General features: G+C 64.9%; 15 protein-coding genes. 4 read left to right on the top strand and 11 right to left on the bottom strand.

The genetic code is table 11. The features are described 5' to 3' along the window. Positions 1-18 precede the first annotated feature (18 nt). Positions 19-2,538 (bottom strand): dihydropteroate synthase, encoded by a 2,520-nt coding sequence (gene folP / locus NP511_RS13180; RefSeq protein WP_049965864.1) that lies wholly within the window; start codon positions 2,536-2,538, stop codon positions 19-21. A gap of 192 nt (positions 2,539-2,730) precedes the next feature. On the opposite strand from folP, the gene NP511_RS13175 reads away from it, so the two are divergent. Beyond that, positions 2,731-3,102, top strand: coding sequence for a cupin domain-containing protein (locus NP511_RS13175; protein ID WP_006647788.1), 372 nt, complete (start codon positions 2,731-2,733; stop codon positions 3,100-3,102). Positions 3,103-3,162: 60 nt separating this feature from the next. On the opposite strand, the gene NP511_RS13170 is transcribed toward NP511_RS13175, so the two are convergent. Both NP511_RS13170 and NP511_RS13165 read right to left on the bottom strand, forming a co-directional pair. Next, positions 3,163-3,405, bottom strand: coding sequence for a DUF8015 family protein (locus NP511_RS13170; protein ID WP_049965863.1), 243 nt, complete (start codon positions 3,403-3,405; stop codon positions 3,163-3,165). 152 nt (positions 3,406-3,557) lie between these two features. Beyond that, on the bottom strand, positions 3,558-4,334 hold the full coding sequence (locus NP511_RS13165; protein WP_006647790.1) for an ABC transporter ATP-binding protein: 777 nt from the start codon (positions 4,332-4,334) through the stop codon (positions 3,558-3,560). Positions 4,335-4,546: 212 nt separating this feature from the next. Here NP511_RS13165 and NP511_RS13160 point away from each other — a divergent pair, with 212 nt between their 5' ends. Then, on the top strand, positions 4,547-6,217 hold the full coding sequence (locus NP511_RS13160) for a hypothetical protein (RefSeq protein WP_049965862.1): 1,671 nt from the start codon (positions 4,547-4,549) through the stop codon (positions 6,215-6,217). 145 nt (positions 6,218-6,362) lie between these two features. Here NP511_RS13160 and carB read toward each other — a convergent pair whose 3' ends face one another. Next, positions 6,363-9,539, bottom strand: coding sequence for a carbamoyl-phosphate synthase large subunit (gene carB, locus NP511_RS13155; protein WP_049965861.1), 3,177 nt, complete (start codon positions 9,537-9,539; stop codon positions 6,363-6,365). 266 nt (positions 9,540-9,805) lie between these two features. Here carB and NP511_RS13150 point away from each other — a divergent pair, with 266 nt between their 5' ends. Then, positions 9,806-12,178 (top strand): PAS domain S-box protein, encoded by a 2,373-nt coding sequence (locus tag NP511_RS13150; RefSeq protein ID WP_049965860.1) that lies wholly within the window; start codon positions 9,806-9,808, stop codon positions 12,176-12,178. Positions 12,179-12,195: 17 nt separating this feature from the next. Here the strand turns inward: NP511_RS13150 and NP511_RS13145 are convergent, their stop codons facing one another. From NP511_RS13145 to NP511_RS13120, 6 genes are all read right to left on the bottom strand, one after another. Beyond that, positions 12,196-12,732 (bottom strand): DUF5815 family protein, encoded by a 537-nt coding sequence (locus NP511_RS13145; RefSeq protein ID WP_049965858.1) that lies wholly within the window; start codon positions 12,730-12,732, stop codon positions 12,196-12,198. Between the two features lie 38 nt (positions 12,733-12,770). Then, positions 12,771-13,637 carry an ABC transporter permease gene (locus NP511_RS13140; RefSeq protein WP_049965857.1) on the bottom strand — a complete coding sequence of 289 codons (867 nt, stop codon included), beginning with the start codon at positions 13,635-13,637 and terminating at the stop codon, positions 12,771-12,773. Next, positions 13,634-14,551 carry an ABC transporter ATP-binding protein gene (locus tag NP511_RS13135; protein WP_049965856.1) on the bottom strand — a complete coding sequence of 306 codons (918 nt, stop codon included), beginning with the start codon at positions 14,549-14,551 and terminating at the stop codon, positions 13,634-13,636. Before NP511_RS13135 ends, NP511_RS13140 begins: the two co-directional genes overlap by 4 nt. Positions 14,552-14,778: 227 nt before the next feature. Then, positions 14,779-15,189, bottom strand: coding sequence for a DUF7124 domain-containing protein (locus tag NP511_RS13130; protein ID WP_049965855.1), 411 nt, complete (start codon positions 15,187-15,189; stop codon positions 14,779-14,781). A gap of 73 nt (positions 15,190-15,262) precedes the next feature. Then, positions 15,263-15,511: a hypothetical protein gene (locus tag NP511_RS13125; protein ID WP_006647798.1), complete on the bottom strand. Its 249-nt coding sequence runs from the start codon at positions 15,509-15,511 to the stop codon at positions 15,263-15,265. A gap of 152 nt (positions 15,512-15,663) precedes the next feature. Next, positions 15,664-16,902 carry an NAD(P)/FAD-dependent oxidoreductase gene (locus NP511_RS13120; RefSeq protein WP_049965854.1) on the bottom strand — a complete coding sequence of 413 codons (1,239 nt, stop codon included), beginning with the start codon at positions 16,900-16,902 and terminating at the stop codon, positions 15,664-15,666. Positions 16,903-17,140: 238 nt separating this feature from the next. Here NP511_RS13120 and NP511_RS13115 point away from each other — a divergent pair, with 238 nt between their 5' ends. Then, the gene (locus NP511_RS13115; RefSeq protein ID WP_049965853.1) at positions 17,141-17,719 is read left to right on the top strand and encodes a DUF6149 family protein; all 579 of its coding nucleotides are present in this window, start codon (positions 17,141-17,143) and stop codon (positions 17,717-17,719) included. On the opposite strand, the gene NP511_RS13110 is transcribed toward NP511_RS13115, so the two are convergent. Further along, the gene (locus tag NP511_RS13110) at positions 17,720-19,321 is read right to left on the bottom strand and encodes a pentapeptide repeat-containing protein (protein WP_084158284.1); all 1,602 of its coding nucleotides are present in this window, start codon (positions 19,319-19,321) and stop codon (positions 17,720-17,722) included. Positions 19,322-19,340: the final 19 nt, after the last annotated feature.

Genomic DNA, 19,340 nt, shown 5'->3' with positions numbered 1-19,340 from the left:
GGGCGGGAAAAGTAGCTCCTACGACCGCCAATCGAACCGTTCCGGATCGTGCGCGGCCAGCGCCGTCCGGACCGCGGCGACGTTCTCGGTTACGTCGTGGACCCGGACGATGTCGGCCCCGCGATCCGCCGCGAGCGCCGTCGCCGCGACGGTCGCCTCGAGTCGCTCGCCGCCCTCGCGACCGACTTTGGCGAACATGGACTTGTGGGAGTGTCCGAAGAGGACGGGACACCCAAGCGCCCGGAACTCGTCGATCCGGTCGAGGAGTTCGAAGTTCTCGGCGGCGGACTTGCCGAAGCCGATGCCGGGATCGACGATGATCTGCTCGCGGTCGAGACCCGCCTTCTCCGCGAGCAACACGCGCTCGGAGAGCTGGTCGATCACGTCCGCGACCACGTCGTCGTAGTCGACGTCGCGGTCGGGGACGACCGGCGCGTCGATGCTGTGCATCACGACCAGCCCCGCGTCGTGGTCGGCGGCGACGAACCGCATCTCGGGGTCCTCGAGCCCGGAGACGTCGTTGACGATGTCCGCGCCCGCGGAAAGTGCCGCGTCGGCGACCGCGGCGCGGCGCGTGTCGACGGAGATCCGGGCGTCGAGATCGGCGATCCGCTCGATGACCGGCACCACGCGCTCGAGTTCCTCGTCGACCGAAACCGGATCCGCACCGGGACGGGTCGACTCGCCGCCGATGTCGATGATGTCGACGTCGTTCGCGACCATCGCCTCGGCGCGGTCGACGGCGTCCTCGAGGGCGTCGTACTCGCCGCCGTCGTGGAAGCTGTCGGGCGTGACGTTCAGAATGCCCATGACGGCCGTCCGGTCGCCCCAGGGGAATCGGTGGCCCGCGTCGTCGCCCCGGGAGTCGTCCGCGGGACGGATCGTCGTCCGCGACTCGTCGCTCGCGTCGATCTCGAGGGTCGCTCGCAGTTCGCGGGCCACGTCGGCCAGCCCGTGGGGCCGCGAGCGGGCCTCGAGAGCCTCGACGAGGGACTCGAACTGCGCTACGGTTCCCATCAGGACGGCGTCGACGGCCTCGTCGTCGCGCTCGAGGCCCGACAGGGCACACTCGCCGCCCAGCCGTAGCAGTTCCTCCTTGAGGACCGACGCCTGTCGGTCCCGCAGGGCCGTCCTGACGACCCGGTGGACGGCGTCGCCGTCCAGTCGCTCGACATCGCCCGCCGCGACGTTGGCCTCCGCGAGGGCGTCGCGGGCATCCGAGCGGTCCCGAATCCGTTTGGGGACGTCGGTGCGAGTCCACCGGGAGCGGGCCTCCGCGACAGCGAACAGCGAGCCGGTCACGAGGACGCAGTCGTCGGCGTCGGCGTCGGCCAGCGCGGTCGCCAGCGCGTCCTGAACGGCAGCCTCGGTCCGGACGCGGCCGGCACCGGCGTCGGCGAACGCCTCGGCGAGGACCGCCGGCTCCTCGGCCCGGTCCAGCGTCGGCTCGGTCGTCACGATCGAGGCCGGCGTCGGCAGGGCGGCGGCCATCTCGCGGTGGTCCTTGTCGTGCATCGCACCGAAGACGAGGTGGAGGTCGTCGTAGTCGTACGTCTCGAGCGTCGTCGCGAGCCCGTCGCAGGCACCGGGGTTGTGCGCGCCGTCGAGGACGACCAGCGGCTCGGTATCCATCACCTCGAACCGGCCCGGCCAGTGGGCGCTGCGCAGACCGCGGGCGAGGTCGGTTTCGGAGACGTCACCGATCTGACGGGCGAGGGCGGCCGCGATACCGGCGTTGACGGCCTGATGCTCGCCCAGCAGCGGAATTTCGGTCTCGAGGTCCCAGTCGTCGGCGTCGATCGAAACGGCGGCTTCGGTGTGGTTGGTCCGGCCGTCGTAGGCGACGTGGACGTCCGGCGCGGTGGGGTCCGACTCCCCCGCGGGTGAGGGGCCGACGGTGATCACGTCGCGGGCGATCTCGCGGACCGCCGCGAGCGCGTCTCCGGTCGTGCCGGTCACGAGCGGGGCCTCGCTCGGCGCGACGTGGGCCTTGTCGCGGGCGATCTCCGTGACGGTGTCGCCGAGGATCCCCGTGTGTTCCAGTGTGACGCTCGTGACCGCGCTGGCGACCGGATCGACGACGCTGGTGGCGTCGTACTTGCCGCCGATACCGACCTCGAGGACGGCGACGTCGACGTCCTCGCGGCCGAACTGCCACAGCGCCATGGCGGTCATCGTCTCGAAGAAGGTCGGCGACTCGCCGTCGGCACCGCGGGTCGTCACGTACTCGCGAACGGCGTCGACGAACTCGCAGACGGCCGACTGGGGCATCTTCCGGCCGTCGACGCGGACGCGTTCGCGGAGATCCTCGAGGTGGGGCGAGGTGTAGAGGCCGACGGAGTAGCCGGCCTCCCGCAGCGTGCGCTCGACCATTCGGGCCGTGCTTCCCTTCCCGTTGGAGCCGGCGATCTGGACGCAGTCGACGTCGTCGTGGGGGGTCCCGAGGTGGGCGAGTAGCCGGGCCGTCGACTCGGTGCCCGGCTTCGGGCGGAACCGACGCAGATCGAATAAGAAGTCCGCCGCCTCGTGATACTCCATACGAAACCACAGCACCCGGTCGTTTTAGAGTATTCCGTTCGCGGACCGCTCGCGTCGCCTCGAGGCGGCCGTTCCCGGCTGCCCGTGCGCTCCCCAGGACGGGCCAATATGTTCGGGGGAAGACCGACCCCGTCGGCCCGTCTCTCCTCCGGTACGGAATTAGGCGGACCTAGATCCGTCGACAATTCAGCCATGCCAGCAACCGATTTCGACGCCGAACGGGCGTACGACGAGGACCAGTTCAGCGCACAGCCGGTGTTCAAAAACGACCGGATCAAGGTCGTCTGTGGCTACTTCGAGCCCGGACAGTTCATCCCGGTCCACGCGCCGGGCAGCGACGTGACGATCTGTGTCCGGTCGGGCACGGGCGTCGTCCGCGAGGGCGAGACCGAACACGCGGTCGAACCCGACGACATCGTCGTCGTGGAAGCCGACGTCGACCGGGGGATTCGAGCGAGCGAGGACGAACGGCTCGAGGCCCTGCTGGTCACGAGCCCGCCGCCGACCGACGCCGAACACGACCCCGTCCGCGAGGGGTTGCGACGCGGCGTCTTCGATCCGTAGCGCGGCCGTCGTCGTGACGGCGACTCGCCTCCGGTCCGGACTCAAGGCGCGACGGACGGTTCACGCGCCCTGCAGCCCGGTCGGCGGGCGGAAGAACAGTCCATCGAGCAGGGCCAGTAAGGCGATGGCAACGCCACCGAGGAGGGCCGCCTCGGTGGGGAGATCGAGGACCTGTCCGACGAGCGCCGCGACCGTCAGCGCCGTCGGAATCAGTCCGAGCAGGCAATCGTATCGGTCGATCGTCGAGAGGCGGTCGGCGATGCGAGCAACCGTATCGAGGCCAGTGATGTCTCTCCGTACCATCGATTCTCACCTCCGGACGAGCGTACGATCGCGACTTACTAAAAACTATGGGGAATCGAACGCCGTAGCTCGCCGATACGAGTCTTTCCGTGCATCTAACGCGGTTTCGGCGCGAAAAGCCGTCTCGAGGGATCGGGGGGTCGAACGGCCGGTCACTCGGCGCGGGGCTCGGCCGCCGTCTCGTCATGATCGCGGGTGATCTCGAGGAAGGCGTCCTCGAGACTGCGGGCGTCGCCGGTTTCGGCGCGGGTCTTGAGCCGTTCGGGGTCGTCCTCGGCGACGAGTTCGCCGTCGTGGAGGACGCCGATCGTATCGGCCAGCTCGTCGACGACCGGGAGGATGTGCGTCGAGAGGAAGATGGTCATCTCGTGGTCGGCGAGGTCGGCGATGGTGTCGCGCATCGTTCGGGCCGCGCGGGGGTCGAGCCCGCTCGTCGGCTCGTCGAGGAAGGCGACGTCGGGCTCGTGCAATACCGCCTGGATGACGCCGACCTTCTGGCGCATCCCCTTCGAGTAGTCCTCGATGCGCTTGTTCGCGTCGTCGAGCAGGTCGAACCGCTCGAGCAGCGACTCGATGCGCTCGCTGGCCTCGTCGTCGGGCAGATCGCGCAGCCCGGCGGCGTACTCGAGCTGTTCCCGGCCGGTGAGTTCGTCGTAAACCGGCGGTTCCTCGGGCAGATAGCCGATGTGGGGAGTGACCGACTCGCGGTCGACGATCGAGTGGCCGGCGACGCTCGCCGTTCCTGCGGTCGGCTTCGTCAGCGTCGTCAGTATCCGCATCGTGGTCGTCTTCCCCGCGCCGTTGGGGCCGAGAAAGCCATAGACAGTCCCGCGCTCGACTTGCATCGTCAGATCGTCGACCGCCGTCGTGTTGCCGTACCGTTTCGTCAGGCCATCGGTTTCGATAGCGAGGGCGTCGACAGGGCTCATAGGCGTCTTTTCGTACCGCTATAGTTAAATGTGTGTCATAAGTGTCGGCCGTCAACGGCCACGGGCGACCGCCTCGAGTCGGAGCCGATTCGACCGACCGAGCGACGCCGCAGTGATGACAAAAACCGAATATTTTACTGAATGCGTTACGCAGGCCCGACTATGAGCCCTGTCCATCCCCGCACGCTGCGATCGACTCGAGGTGATCGCTGATGGGACAAGCCGCTATCGCCCGTACGATTACCGAAACGGAGTTCCGGCGGACCGCTCGCGCTATCGCGGGCAACCGGACGCGGTTGTTTCTGATCGCGATCGCCCTGCTGATCGCGCTCGGCCCGATTACGGCAGTCGGTGTCCTCTTCCTGCCGGAATTGGGCGAACGTGCCGCCGCCGGCTCGCTGTCGGCGTCCGGCACCACAACGATCACGGAGTTTGTCACCGGTGGAACGGCGCTCCTCTGGCTGTTTCTGGTCGTCATGGGCGTCATGCGGGCGGTCACGACGACCGCTGACGTCGATAAGCCGGCCTTTCTCCTGTTGTCGACGTCGGTCCGCAACGCCGTCGTCGGCCTCGTCGGTGCGGAGATCGCCCGTTTTCTGACCTGGGTACTGCTGCCGGCGGTGGTGTTCGCCGCGGCGTTTGCCTCCGGTGCGGGAACTGTAGTACCCGTCCTAGTCGCGCCGCTTTTCCTAGTGGTGATCATCGCGACCGCCGTCCCGGTCGGGTTCGCCGTCGGCGTCTGGGTTCGTCACCTGATCACCGCCTACGAACCGATCGCCAAGTACCGGACGCTGCTGTTTGCCGCCTTCTGGGTCGCGTACTTCGGTGTGATCATGACCGGGGGGATCAACGAGATCGCGGCGACACTCTTTCGGCACCTGCAGGCCAGCCCGCTGGGCTGGCCCGGCCATTTGCTATTGGTCGGCGTCCCCATCATCGATTCGTCGATGGTCGCGATCGGTGGTGCGGCGGTCGGCTCGCTGCTCGTCGTCGGTGCCGCCCTCGTCGTCGGGACGGCCGGCGCACGGACCCACTGGTTCGCCGATGCGGCCCGAACCGAGGACGAGCCCGACCCGACCGTCGAACGGGGCGACGACCGGCTCACGGGTGCCCTCTCGGGCGTCCTCACGCGGCCGGTCCGAACCGTAGCCGTGACGGCGATCCGACGGACGAAACGCTCGCCGATCCGACTCGCGTACGTCGGCTACCCGCTGCTCGGTGCCATCGGGTTCGTCCAGCAGATCATCGAGTCCGGGACCGTCCCGTCGTTCATGGTCGCGCTGTTCTGTCTGTACGTCGTCTGGGCGGCCGGCGCGCTGTTCACGCTCAACCCGCTCGGCGATCTCGGCCCGGCCCTGCCCGCCGTCGTCACGTCGACGCTCACCGGCCGGCAGGCGATCCGCGGTCGGATCGTCGCCGCCGCCCTCGTCGCCGTCCCGTTCGCGGTGGTCGTTCCGCTCGTCCTCGGGGTCGTCAGCCCCCTCTCGCTCGAGCGGACCGGCGCCCTCGTCGCCGGGACCGTCGTCGGGGCGATCGCCACGCCGGCGCTGGCGTCGGGGATCGGCTCGGCGTTCCCCCGGTTTGGCAGCGTCAGCGTGACCAACAACCGCGAGGCGGTGATGCCGAGCAAGACCGCGTTCCTCGTCTACACGCTGGCGATCGCGCTGCCGGCGATCGCGGCCGCCGTCCTCTACCTCGAGGCCCCGGAGACGATCGCCGGCCTGCTTCGAGCCGCCACCGCGTTGACCCCGCTGCCCGAGGTTGAGGTCTCGGCCCGCGCGATCACGATCGGGGCCTGGCTCGTGCTGATCGGCGGCCTGCTCGCGCCGCCGCTGTCCTACCGCTACGGTGTCGAGCGGTTCGACTGGTACGACTTCGAATGAGCGATGTCGGTCGATCGACTGCCGCGTCGGTTGCACAGAATGCGGCCCCGTCTCCGCTGAAGGAGACACGAGGCGACAGCACCGATGCGCTTGGCTGGTCCGGAAAGCAAGCACACCGCGTCAGAAAGAGACGCCGAGTAGGGCGTTACTGCGACGTGCCCCACTTCGCGGCGCGCTTCGGCCGCTCGGTGACCGACGCCACCTCGAGATCGCCGTCGAACTCGTCGAGCGCTTCGACGTAGGCCTCGGCGCTGGCGACCGTCGAGAGGTAGGGGATCTCCTCTTCAACGGCCATCTCGAGCGAGTCGCGATCGCGGCTGACGACGAAGTCGACCTCGCCCTCGCGGATGGCCGCCGGCACGTCGTCGAACTCGGCGACATCGAAGTGGGTCTCGAAGCCGTCGACGTCTAAGTCGACGACGGCGGTCCCCTCGCTGACGGCGTTGCCGGCCGCCTGCTGGGACTTCCAGTAAGCCGTGCCGAAGTCGCTTGCCGTGCCCATGACCTCGCCGGTGGATTTCATCTCCGGACCGAGACGCGGGTCCGAACCCGGCAGGCGGTCGAACGGCAGGACGACCTCCTTGATCGAGGTGTGTTCGGGGATCTGCTCGTCGGCCTCGAGGCTCGAGAGCGTCTCGCCGGCCATGACCTTCGCGGCGAGTTTGGCGATCGGGACGCCGGTCGCCTTCGAGACGAAGGGCACGGTACGCGAGGAGCGTGGGTTCGCTTCCAGCACGTAGACTTCGCCGTCACGAACCGCGAGCTGGACGTTCAGCAGGCCTTTGGTCTTGAGCGCCTCGGCGATGTCTTCGGTGACCTCGCGGACGCGTTCGAGCGTGTCTTCCTCGAGCGAGCGGGGCGGGATCATACACGCGGAGTCGCCGGAGTGGACGCCGGCGCTCTCGACGTGTTCCATGATACCGCCGATGATGACGTTGCGGCCGTCCGAGACGGCGTCGACATCGAGTTCGACCGCGTCCTCGAGGAAGTCGTCCACGAGGATCGGCTTGTCGGGTGCGACGCGGACCGCCTCCTCGATGTAGGTCTCGAGTTCGTCGTCGTTGTAGACGACGTCCATCGCGCGGCCGCCCAGCACGTAGGAGGGGCGCACGAGGACGGGGTAGCCGATGTCGTGGGCCAGTTCCAGCGCCTCCTCCTCCGAGAAGGCGGTGCCACCGTCGGGCTGGGAGATACCCATCTCCTCCATCAGGAGGTTGAAGCGGTCGCGGTCCTCCGCGAGGTCCATCGCCTCAACGGAGGTGCCCATGACCTCGCAGTCGAGATCGCGACGGTTGAGTTCGTCCTCGAGGGGTTCGCCGATGTTGACGGAAGTCTGGCCGCCGAACTGGACCATCACGCCGTCGGCACCGGTCGCCTCGGCGACGTCGGCGACCTCTTCGGCGGTGATGGGCTCGAAGAACAGCCCGTCGGAGGTGTCGTAGTCGGTCGAGACCGTCTCGGGGTTGTTGTTGACGACGTAGGCGTCGATGCCGAGTTCGCGCAGGGCGCGGACGGCGTGGACCGAACAGTAGTCGAATTCGACGCCCTGTCCGATGCGGATCGGGCCGCCGCCGACGACGATCACGCTCTCGATGTCGCGATCGACCTCGAGTTCGCCCGCGGCGGCGTCGCCCAGCAGCGGGCCGGACTCGAACTCGGACTTGCGCGCGGAGTAGTAGTACGGCGTCTCGGCCTCGAACTCGCCGGCGCAGGTGTCGACCTGTTTGTAGGTGCGGCCGGGGACCTCGGTTTCGACGGTGTCGACGTCCGCACCGGCGGCCGAGGCGATCGTCGCGTTGGTGTGGCCGGCGATGGCGGCCTCGGTGAAGTCGCCCTCCTGGGCCGCCAGCGTCGAGTCGGCGATGTTCTTGTAGCGTTCGGTGTACCACTCGAAGATGCCCGTCAGGTCGACGACCTCGTCGACGGTGTAGCCGCGTTCGAACGCCTCGAACATGGCGTAGGGGCGGTCGGGCGAGGGACGCTCGAGGTAGTGTTCCTCGAGTTCCGCGTCCGAGACTTCCTCCCAGTCGACGTCGGGTTCGTACTCCGAGGAGCGAAGCGCCTTCAGGAGGCTCTCCTCGAAGCTGCGGCCGATGGCCATCGCCTCGCCGGTCGACTTCATCGCCGTCGTCAGCTCGAAGTCGACGTCGTCGAACTTGTCTTTGGGCCACCGTGGCACCTTGGTGACGACGTAGTCGATCGCGGGCTCGAACGCCGCCGTCGTTTCGCCGGTGATCTCGTTGTCGATTTCATGGAGGCGCTTGCCCAGGGCGACCTTCGCGGTGACGCGGGCGATCGGGTAGCCGGTCGCCTTCGACGCGAGTGCGGAGGAACGGGAGACACGGGGGTTGACCTCGACGACGCGATACTCGCCGCCGGGGGTGCCGTCGTCGTGCCAGGCGAACTGGATGTTACACCCACCTTGGATACCGAGTTCGCGGATGACGTCGAGCGCCGCCGAGCGCATCTCCTGGTGGCCCTCGTCGGGGACGATCTGGGACGGCGTGACGACCGTCGACTCCCCGGTGTGGATGCCCATCGGGTCGATGTTCTCCATATTACAGATGATGATACAGGAGTCGTCGGCGTCGCGCATCACTTCGTACTCGTACTCGACCCAGCCGGCGATGGACTCCGTGATGAGGACCTCGCTGTTCCGGGAGAGACGCAGGCCCTTGCGGACGCGGCGCAGCAGTTCGTCCATCTCGTGGACGACACCGGAGCCGGAGCCCCCCAGCGTGTAGGTCGTGCGGGCGATGACCGGCAGTCCGCCGACCTCGTCGACGGCGGCCTCGACGCGCTCTTTCAGGTCGGCCTCGGTCATCTCCGAGACTTCTTCGTCCTCCTCGAGCGAGATGGTGGTCGAGGCGGGAACCGGCTCGCCGATCTTCTCCATGCGCTGGCGGAAGAGGTCGCGGTCTTCGGTCGCGTAGATCGTATCCAGCGGCGTCCCCATGATCTCGACGTCGTACTCCTCTAAGACGCCCTCCTCGGCGAGTTCGGCGGTGACGTTCAGACCGGTCTGGCCGCCCAGCCCGGCGATGACGCCGTCGGGGTTTTCCTTGCGGATGATCTCGGCGATGGCGTCGGTGGTGATCGGCTCGATGTAGACCTCGTCGGCCATCTCCGGGTCGGTCATGATCGTCGCCGGATTCGAGTTGACGAGGACGACGCGAGCGCCCTCTTCCTGGAGCGCCCGGCAGGCCTGTGCGCCCGAGTAGTCGAATTCGGCGGCCTGTCCGATCTGGATCGGGCCGCTGCCGATCAACAGGATCGTGCGGCCGTCGCCCGTCTCGGCGTCGGTGGCGGTGTCCGTACTCATTTGTCTTGTCGAATCGGAGTTCGCACATCGTAATAAGCCCCACGATACAGTACGAATCTCGAAATCGATTTTCGAAATTCGAACCCACGGCGTCGGACGGGTGCCGGAGACACCGGTTTCGGGTTTCGACGACCGATCTCCGCCGGTTAAACGTGAATTACGTGCGTAATTCGATCCCCCGTGCCGTTCCCGTTATCCGCGGTCATACCCATATATGTCGGCCGAATTTCTTATCACGGCCCGTTTCCTTGCTTCGGAGCAATCAGATGGTTAGGGCCGGCTCGGATCAGTTCTCTCGACCGACGACCATTATCTACGCCGATCCATCCCCCGAACGCCGACGACGGACGGTCGACGCCCTCGAGTCGGCAGCGAACACACTCACGGTCGTCCCCGTTGCGACGCCGACCGCGCTCCGCGACGCGCTCGCGGGGGCGTCCGAGCGCACCTGTGTCGTCACCGAACGCGACCTCGGCGGGACGAGCGCGGTGACGCTGTACGACCGGATCACGGCCGGCGAGGAGCCGCCCGTCCCGTTCGTCCTCTACACCGGCGACGGCGACGAACTGCTCGCGAGCGACGCCATCGGGGCCGGACTGGCCGGCTACGTTCCGAGAGGTCGCGAGGATTCGCTCGAGCGATTGCTCGCACAGATCCGACGGGCCATCGAGGAGGCGGGACGCGACGAGACGGCGATCGGTCCCCGGTCGGACGGGGCCGTCGAAACCGAGCGGGGCCGGTTTCGCTCGCTGTTCGAGAACATCCCCGATCCGGTCGTGTTGACGGTTCGTGACGACGGCAATCGAATTCTCGACGTCAATCCGGCGTTCGAGGAGATGTTCGGGTACGACCGGGAGACGCTGGTCGGAACGACGATCGAGGATCGGCTCGTCCCCGACGGCTCGGAGCCGATCGACGCCTACGGGGAAAGCGGTCCCGGCGGGAGCGTGACCACCATCGACGAGCGGGTGACGGCGGAGGGGCCCCGGGAGTTCCTGCTTCGCGTGTTCGCCGTCGATCTCGGCGACGAGATCCACGAGTACGCGATCTACACCGACATCGCCGCACAGAAGCGCCGGGAGCGTGACCTCGAGCGGTATCGGACGCTCGTCGATACCGTCGGCGATCCGATGTTCGTCCTCGACGCGGACGGGCGGATCGAGATGGTCAACGAAGCGATGGCAGCCGTCCTCGGAACGACGCGTTCGGACCTCGTCGGGGATCACCCGAGCGCCTACATGCCCGACGAGGACGTCGAACGGGCGACGGCGACCCTCCGTGAGATCCTTGCCGACGAGGATCGGACGTGGGAGACCTACGAGATGCAGTTCGAGCCCGTCGACGGCGACCCGTTGCTCGTCGAGAACAACGTCGCGCCGCTGGTCGACGAAGGCGGGACGTTCACCGGCAGCGTCGGCGTGATCCGCGACATCAGCGATCGCAAGGAGCGCGAGCGACGCATCCACCGCCTCCACGAGGGTACCCGTCGCCTGATGGCGGCCGAACGCACCGACGAGGTCGCTCGCGTCGCGACCGAGATCGCCCGCGATGCGCTGTCGCTCGAACTCAACGCCGTCCACCTGTACGAGGAGCGGCCGACGATCCGATCCGCGTCGGCTACCGACGCGAGCGCAGGGACCGGCCGCCCCAGCGAACGACGGGACGAACACGGCGTTCTCGTCCCGGCCGCGGCGACCGACGAGACGGAAGCCCTGCTCGGGACGGTGCCAGCACTCGGCCCCGACAGCATCGCCTGGGACGCCTTCACGGCCGGGGAAACGCTCGTCCACGGCGACGTCCGCCGTGCCGATAACGTTCGCAACCCCGAGACGCCGATGCGGAGCGAGATCCACATCCCGCTGGGCGACGCGGGGATCTTCATCGCCGGTTCGACGACGCCCAACGATTTCGACGCCGAGACGGTCACCCTCGCGCGCATCCTCGCGGCCAACGTCGAGGCCGCCCTCGAGCGGGCCCGTCGCGAGGCCGAACTCGCCGCACGCACGGCCGAACTCGAGCGCCAGAACGATCGCCTGGACGCCTTCGCCAGCACCGTCTCCCACGACCTGCGGAACCCGCTGACCCTCGCGGCGGGCCACCTCGAGAACCTCGAGGCCCACGTCGATAGCGAGGGTGAACGCTACCGCGAGGAGATCGACTGGGCGCTCGAACGGATGAACACGCTCATCGAGAACGTTCTCACACTGGCCCGGAGCGGCCAGCACCTGACGGAGACGGACGCGGTCGATCTCGACGAGATCGTCGAGCGGGCACACCGGACCGTCGATCCCGACCTCGACCTCGTCCACGCGGACTCGCTCCCGACGGTCGAGGCCGATCCGGAGCGGCTGCTCGTCTGCTTCGAGAACGCCTTCCGCAACGCCCGCGAACACGTCGGCGAGGACGTGACGGTCACGGTCGAGCGGACTGCCGACGGGTTCGCGATCGCCGACGACGGTCCCGGCGTCCCGCCAGCCGAACGTACGGACATCCTCGAGTCCGGCTACAGCACCGATCCGGACGGGACCGGCTTCGGGCTGGCGATCGTCTCCGAGGCGATCGAGGCCCACGGCTGGTCGATTGCGGTCGAGGAAAGCGACGCGGGCGGGCTCCGGCTGGCCGTTTCGTTCGAGGAGTAGACGCCAAGGCGGGCGGCCTACAGCGCGCGGTCGTGTTCGCTCTCGAACTCCCGTTCCTGCCGGTACTGCTCGACGAAGGCCTCGACGTCGAACTCGAGCATCTGGGACTCGAACTCGGAGACGGCGGCGTCGTCGTCGGCGTGGCTGATCGCGTGTTCCATGAGTTCGACGACGAGTTCGACGACGACCTCGTGGAGTCGGCGGGCGTCGAAGTCGGTGATCCAGACGAGCGTGTAGCCGACCGCACCGTCGTCGCTGGCGTCGTGGACGACGACCGCCTCGGGGAACTCCTCCAGAACGACCCCCAGCAAGTGGGGGGTGCCGAACTCCTCGAACTCGTCGTCGGTGTCGATCGTCTCCCGCAGGACCGTCACCAGCGATTCGGGAAAGAACCGAGAGGGCGGGTGGACGTCCGTGACGACCGCGTGGCTGTCCCCGCAGGGACAGTCGTACTCGCGCATCCCCAGATCGATCTCGTGGGGGTCGAGGTGTTCCCCGCAGGGTAACTCGAGCCGATCGCCGCCGTCCGCACCTGCAGCGCCGGGGCCTGCCATTGCCCGCCGTTCGGCCGGAGCGGGCTTAAGGGCGACGATCAGAGGTCGGTCCCGTCGAACAGGACGAGGCCGATCACCAGCGACACGAGGACCCACGCGAGCAAAACGAGGACGCCGATCTCGGGGCTCGCGTAGAACGGCTCGGCTGCGTCGGCCGCGACATCGACGCCGGCTCCCGCCTGGGCCGGCTCGGCCGCGTCCGCGAGATCGGGCAGCAGGGCGACGACGGTCGAGAGATACGCCGACGAGGGCGACAGCTGCAACAGGGGGTACAGCCAGTCCGGCATCGTCGACGGGATCGTAAAGCCCTCGAGGACGTAGAGGATCCCCATCGGGATCACGTCCCAGAGCAGTTCGAAGACGACGAAGAAGCCAAGTGCCAGCGTCGTCGCCCGGGACGTCGAGCCGGTCGCCGCCGAGATGCCGACGACGATCGTCGCGTAGACGGCCGCAAACGCCAGCGTGATGAGGACGAAAAGCAGTGCCGCGGCGGCGTCGAGGTCACCGAGCAGTGCCGCACCGACCCCGAGACCGACGAGGAGGCCGACGCCCAGCCCGAACGCGAGGACGGCGGCACGGCCGACGACCTTCCCGACGAAGACCCGCCGACGCGTGGTCGGCAGTGAAAGCAGGAGCTTGATGCTCCCGAGTTCGCGCTCCCCGGCGAGGGACTTGTAGCAGACGACGATCGCGGCCAACGGGACGAAGAGGCCGACGAGACCGACCGTGAAGAGCAGCAAGCCGCCGAACGTCGCCGCCGTCGTCGAGCCAAGCAACGCGGGCGCTTCGACGTAGGCGTACGTCGAGGCGATCGACAGGACCACGAAGACGGTCACGAGCGCCCACAGCGCGCGCGACTGGACGGCATCCCGGAAGTCCTTCTTCGCGACTGCGACCCAGCTCACGCCTCGACCTCCTGTTTTTCGGTCGTGTACCGAACGAACAGGTCCTCGAGCGACGACTCGACGACCGAGAAGTCCTGTACCGGCGCGATCTCGTCGATCGCGTGCAACACGGCGAACTTCGAGACGCCGTCGACGGTCACCCGCAACCGGCCTTCGTCGATCGCCGCTCGCCCGACGCCGTCGAGGCCACGCACGCGCTCGAGAACACCCTCATCGAGCGCCGTGACGTACACGTACAGCGTCTCGCCGGTCTCGGTCGCGTCCCGGAGGCCGTCGATGGTGTCGACGGCGACGAGCCGGCCCCGATCGATGATCGCGACGCGGTCACAGACCGCTTCGACCTGTTCCATGATGTGACTCGAGAAGAAGACGGTCGTCCCGCGAGCGTTCTCCTCGCGGATGATCTCGCGCATTTCCCGAGCGCCGTTCGGGTCGAGTCCGGTCGAGGGCTCGTCGAGGACGAGCAGGTCGGGATCGCCGGCCAGCGCCATCGCCAACACCAGCCGCTGGCGCATCCCCTTGGAGTAGCCGCCGGCGGGGCGGTCGGCCGCGTCGGCGACCCGGACCCGCTCGAGCAGGGCGTCGGGATCGTCGTCGACGCCTTTCATCTCGATCGCGAACTCGACGTGCCGGCGACCGCTAAGTCGGTCGTAGACGTGGTAGGCGTCCGGAAGCACACCGGTTCGCTGCCGGACGGCCAACCCCTCCGACTGGGCGTCGTGACCCAGCACGGACGCGGTCCCGCCGGTCGGTCGAGTGAAGTCGAGCAGGATGTCGATCGTCGTCGACTTCCCCGCGCCGTTCGGGCCGAGAAAACCGAATATTTCGCCCTCCTCGACGGTCAGATCGAGTCCGTCGACGGCGACGACGTCCCCGAACCGCTTGGTCAGTCCCTCGAGTTCAATCGCGGCCATGGCCGAGCCTCCCGACCGCCGACGAACTGCGTGCTCGCGGTTGTACAGTCTGCATACGGCTTCGTGGACGGCCACTACGATAAGGATTAGCGTCTTTCCGCGGAGTCGGCTACGACGGCAACTCACGGCACGGGGCACGTGCGCCGGGGCCGCGGTCGGTCCCGAATGCGGTTACACAGGGACGACGCGGCTCCCCCGGAACGGGACCGGCCGTCGCTGCGACGGTCTCAGGGCCAGTCGTCGCGGACCTCTTCGGCCTCGTCGTCGTCGTCCTCGGCGCTCGAGGCGATGATCCAGTCGGCCGCGTCGGCGGCGTCTTCGACCGCCAGATACTCCCAGTCGACCTCCTCGGCCAACTGTTCGTCCTCCTCGCTGGCTCCGACGTAGACGTAGCGTCCGGTGTCGAACTGGTCTTTGACGCCCTCGAGGCTCTCGGCTTTGCCACGGGGCCCGGAGAAGAAGTCCTGACGGATGCGGTTCTTTCGGGTGAAGTTCGTGACGACGTAGGTCGGTTTCTCGGAGACGACGCCGATGTACTCGGTCCACCCTCTGGCGTCTTCGAACACGCGCTCGGGCGAGGCGAGTTCCTTGAGCGCCTCGAGTTCGAACGCCAGTGTCATGTCGCTGTCGCCGTTCATGCGTCATCGAAAGCGCGCACACGGGAAAACGACTTCGATACCGCCCCCGGGAAGGAGACGGAGCCCTGGCGGCTCAGACCCGTTCGACGCGGAAGTAGTCCGTGAAGACGATCACCTCGCCCGGCTCGAGGTCGGTCTCGGCGGCCGAAACGGGGCGGTCCTCGGTGACGGCGCGATAGATGGCGTCCAGCGTCTCCGTCTCGAACTGATCGACGTGACGGACTGTCGCGTCCGCCGGCACGGACGGGACTCGCTCGAGTCGCACAGCAGCGGACTCGGGACGTACTGATCGGGACTGGAGTTCACTGGTCGCCATGTTCATTGTTACCAAATGTACTCATCTGTGTTAAGCGTTCCGCTTCCGGCAGTGGCGGCGGCGAGACGGGAGAACAGTTCGTCGTCGCGGAGACGCCGGTCTCTCGGTTCGATTCGTCGGAAAAGCGCCGCGAACGGATCGGAAAACGGAGGTGGCCGCTACTGCTCCTGTGCGGGGGCGAGGTCGTCGAGGTCGACCGATTGCTCGAGAAGGACCTCGGCCTGATCGGCGACGACGCGCTGTTCGCGCATCAGCTGTTTGAACTTGCTCTGGGGCGAGAGGTCGCCGATGAGGACGCCGCCGACGATCTTGCCGTCCTTGAAGGCGATGCGTCGCCACTCGGTGTCGCTGTATTTGCGCTCGGCGTGTTCGTCGCCGCGTGTCGGATGACCGAAAGAGAGGAACGGGAAGTCGAAGTGCGTAATGGAGTACGACGAAACCCACTGGAAGCCCTCTTCCTCGGCGTCGGCGGCCATGTTGATGGCGGCGACCCGACCCTGTTCCTTGGCCGAGCCCCACGAGCCGTTCTGGGCCTGCTCGCCCAGCAGGACGTCGTGGAACTGCGTGAGGTCGCCGGCCGCATAGACGTCGTCGACGTTGGTCTGCATGTACTCGTCGACGACGATCCCGTTGTCCTGCTCGATGCCGGCCCCGCGGAGGAACTCGGTGTTGAACGACAGGCCGATAGCGACGCCGGCGAAGTCACACTCGTAGCGGTCGCCGTTGGGGTCGACCGCGGCGGTGACACGGCCGTCGTCGTCGACCTCGAAGTGGTCGACGCCGCTATCGAAGACCGGCTCGACACCGACGCTGCGCATGCCCTCGTGCATGATCTCGGCACCCTCGGCCGAGAGGGCGTAGCGCCACCAGCGATCACCGCGCATCAGGTAGTCGGCGTCGATCCCCTGTGCGCCACAGACCGCGGCGAAGTCGATCCCGAGCAGGCCCGCGCCGACGATGACGCCCCTGTCGGCCTCGTCGGCGTGGTTGCGGATCCCGCGAGCGTCCTCGAAGGTCCAGAAGTGATGGATTCCGTCGGCGTCGCTGTTCTCGACGGGCAGTTGGGTCGGCGTTCCGCCGGTCGCCACGAGCAGCTTGTCGTAGGGGATCTCCCCGCTGTCGTGAGTGTGGACGACCTTCCCCTCCGTGTCGACGCTCGTGACGTGGGTATTGAGCGAGAGGTCGATGTCGCGGTCCTCGTACCAGTCCTCGTCGTGGATCGAGATCGGGGCTTCGGGGAGTTTGCCCTTCGCGTGTTCCTTGATGAGAATCCGGTTATACAGTGGCTCCCCCTCATCGGTGATGACGGTAATCTTCGCGTCCGGGTCCTCTTCCCGGAGGGTCTCGGCGGCCGAACTGCCCGAGATCCCGTCACCGATGATGACGTACTGAGTCATATCCCGATGGTTCGTAATCCGGGTTAAAGTGGGTTGCTATCTCGTCTATTTTGCCGGACGACAGTGTTTGACACTACGAGCGTAAACTGAACGCCGAATATATTCACCAGAGTTTACCGATCTCGAGCCATCCGGCACCATTTCTCGAGCATGCAACGATTGCTGGCATCGCCGACGATCGCGGACCCTAACAGTGTTGTCCGAACCGTTCTTTAGGATATCCCCCCAACCGTCGGGCATGAAACTGCGACAGAACGCGAAACACTTCGCCTATCGCAAGGCCCTCGAGACGCCCGGGATCCGCTCGGTCGCCAACTCGGGGCTGGTTCGACTCCACACCAAGATCTTCACCGGGAAGGCCGACCCGGCCCGCGCCGAGGAACGGAAAGCCCACCTCGACGGTCTCTTCGACGCGACGATGGACACCTACCTGCGGGCGCTCCAGGAGGGGTACTCCGAGGCCGAGGCCCGCGAGATCACCCATATCCAGGCCAACTTCGACTTCTACAACCACGGCTGGACCGAGATGATGGAGTTTCCGGCCGACGAACTCGAGGCCCATTACGACCGCTACGGCGAGTTCTTCGAGCGCTGGGACGTGACCATCGACGAGCCGCTGGGCCAGTTCGCCCCGCCGGAGGGACTGCCCGCGGCACCGTCGACCCCCGAACGGCTCGACGACCCCGACCATCCCCACGCCGAGGGCGGGTTCGCCGACGACGTCTACGTCGAGACCGATGACGGCGAGCTGATCGTCGGGGGGCAGGACGAACCCGAGGACGTCGACGTTTCGGAGACAATTAATACAGATGAATAACTAGCGGGTTATTCTGTTTGAAAAACAGAATAATAGAAGAGCCACTAACAAGGCACCTAAAAGAGATTGAAACGCTGCTAATAACCGGATTAGAATCGTTGTCGGCTCAATATCACCATATCCTAATGTGCTAAATGTAGTAGAGCTAAAATAGATCAAGTGTAAAACTTCCGTAACATAATCTGATGTTGGGGGAATCTGATCCGGAAAATGTAACGTAGCTACATGCGAACGACCACTACTGTCTATTCTAACACCACCAGCTATTCCATAGAGAACAGTAAAAAGCAAAATTGATAGAGAAGATATACCAATAACCCTATATGGGCTTTCTCCATACTTCGACGACCACCTACCCAGAGCTAGTATATTCCAGTTTGTGAAATCACCCTCCAGAATAGACTTTTTTCTCCAAGCATCTTTTTCTCGGACCCTATATTCGCGGATTTCTTCATAGAGGGCATTTTCCCGCAAAATACGCTGATACTCTCCATAAATATGTATCGCCTTTTCCAAATCTGAAACAGGTCGATGGGTGCCATTCCTATTATAAATTATATAGGCCGGGGGGATCTTCCGCAGGAGTTTATTAATAAGAGAACTCTGGGAAAGGGCGGAATTAGCATCTTTTTCAGCAAGACATCTACTCCCAAATTCTGTCTTCTTATCAACTTGAATGTCCTCCAGTCTACTTTTTTCAAAATCTACATCCACAAGACAGGATCCAGATAAATCAACAGAATCAAGCGCAGACTCAAAGAAATGCGTATTAGATAGATCTGTACCCGTGAAATCCACATTACTTAACTCGGATAAGTCATAGTTGCAATTTAGGATATCTGAGTAGGGGAAGTTAGATTCAATAATTTCAATACGTTCACCAGACACACACTCAAACCGACTACGCTTGAAATCTGAATTGTATATTCTAACACCGATAATGACAGTATTTTCTAGGACTATTCCATATGCAGTAGTTTCTGAGATATTTGCACCCTCCAGATCACAGTCGATAATATTTGAGCGAGCTATATGCGAATCCTCAATAGACATTCCAGTTAAATTAGAGCCATTGAAATTTGCTCTATGAAAATGAGATTTAGCCATAGTACTGAACCTCAATTGCGAATTGTCAAATTCAGAGCCATCAAACAATGAGCTTCTGAATATGGCCCCATTCAAAATTGCATCAGTAAAAAATGACGAATGCAGATTGGAATCTAAGAATTCTGAATTGGATAAGTCTGAATTATCAAATATTGTTGATTTCATTCGGCAGTCTACAAACTTCGAATTGTTAAGAGAGCAACCAGAGAAATCAATAGGCGAGTTTCCAATATAGGACTCAGTTTCCGATAACTCTCCCTTTCGCGATAGTCTCGCTATAGAATTGTTGATTGGGCCGCTATCGACACCACGGAAAATAGCACCATCAAGCCTCTCTGGGCCATCTTTCCTCGCTTCCTTTAATTCATCATATGGCTTATTGGCTACATCAGCATGCCATATACATCGATTATTATCTCTCCAACAATCCCGTTCACAGATGTCATCTGAACTGTTATCTCCGGTGGAATATTCATACTCACATTTCGATGGCATTCAAGTCTATCAACCCGAC

It is taken from the genome of Natrinema thermotolerans, assembly GCF_031165565.1.
GTDB lineage: Archaea > Halobacteriota > Halobacteria > Halobacteriales > Natrialbaceae > Natrinema > Natrinema thermotolerans.
Note: the sequence above shows the minus strand (reverse complement) of the source record. Positions and strands in the feature narration are given on the sequence as shown.

What these genes read in the sequence shown, in the direction of transcription:
- NP511_RS13170 (WP_049965863.1), bottom strand. Translation starts at nt 3,405, where the DNA reads ATGGTACGGAGAGACATCACTGGCCTCGATACGGTTGCTCGCATCGCC.
- NP511_RS13125 (WP_006647798.1), bottom strand. Translation starts at nt 15,511, where the DNA reads ATGAACATGGCGACCAGTGAACTCCAGTCCCGATCAGTACGTCCCGAG.
- folP (WP_049965864.1), bottom strand. Translation starts at nt 2,538, where the DNA reads ATGGAGTATCACGAGGCGGCGGACTTCTTATTCGATCTGCGTCGGTTC.
- NP511_RS13160 (WP_049965862.1), top strand. Translation starts at nt 4,547, where the DNA reads ATGGGACAAGCCGCTATCGCCCGTACGATTACCGAAACGGAGTTCCGG.
- carB (WP_049965861.1), bottom strand. Translation starts at nt 9,539, where the DNA reads ATGAGTACGGACACCGCCACCGACGCCGAGACGGGCGACGGCCGCACG.
- NP511_RS13115 (WP_049965853.1), top strand. Translation starts at nt 17,141, where the DNA reads ATGAAACTGCGACAGAACGCGAAACACTTCGCCTATCGCAAGGCCCTC.
- NP511_RS13120 (WP_049965854.1), bottom strand. Translation starts at nt 16,902, where the DNA reads ATGACTCAGTACGTCATCATCGGTGACGGGATCTCGGGCAGTTCGGCC.
- NP511_RS13175 (WP_006647788.1), top strand. Translation starts at nt 2,731, where the DNA reads ATGCCAGCAACCGATTTCGACGCCGAACGGGCGTACGACGAGGACCAG.
- NP511_RS13135 (WP_049965856.1), bottom strand. Translation starts at nt 14,551, where the DNA reads ATGGCCGCGATTGAACTCGAGGGACTGACCAAGCGGTTCGGGGACGTC.
- NP511_RS13110 (WP_084158284.1), bottom strand. Translation starts at nt 19,321, where the DNA reads ATGCCATCGAAATGTGAGTATGAATATTCCACCGGAGATAACAGTTCA.
- NP511_RS13145 (WP_049965858.1), bottom strand. Translation starts at nt 12,732, where the DNA reads ATGGCAGGCCCCGGCGCTGCAGGTGCGGACGGCGGCGATCGGCTCGAG.
- NP511_RS13130 (WP_049965855.1), bottom strand. Translation starts at nt 15,189, where the DNA reads ATGAACGGCGACAGCGACATGACACTGGCGTTCGAACTCGAGGCGCTC.
- NP511_RS13165 (WP_006647790.1), bottom strand. Translation starts at nt 4,334, where the DNA reads ATGAGCCCTGTCGACGCCCTCGCTATCGAAACCGATGGCCTGACGAAA.
- NP511_RS13150 (WP_049965860.1), top strand. Translation starts at nt 9,806, where the DNA reads ATGGTTAGGGCCGGCTCGGATCAGTTCTCTCGACCGACGACCATTATC.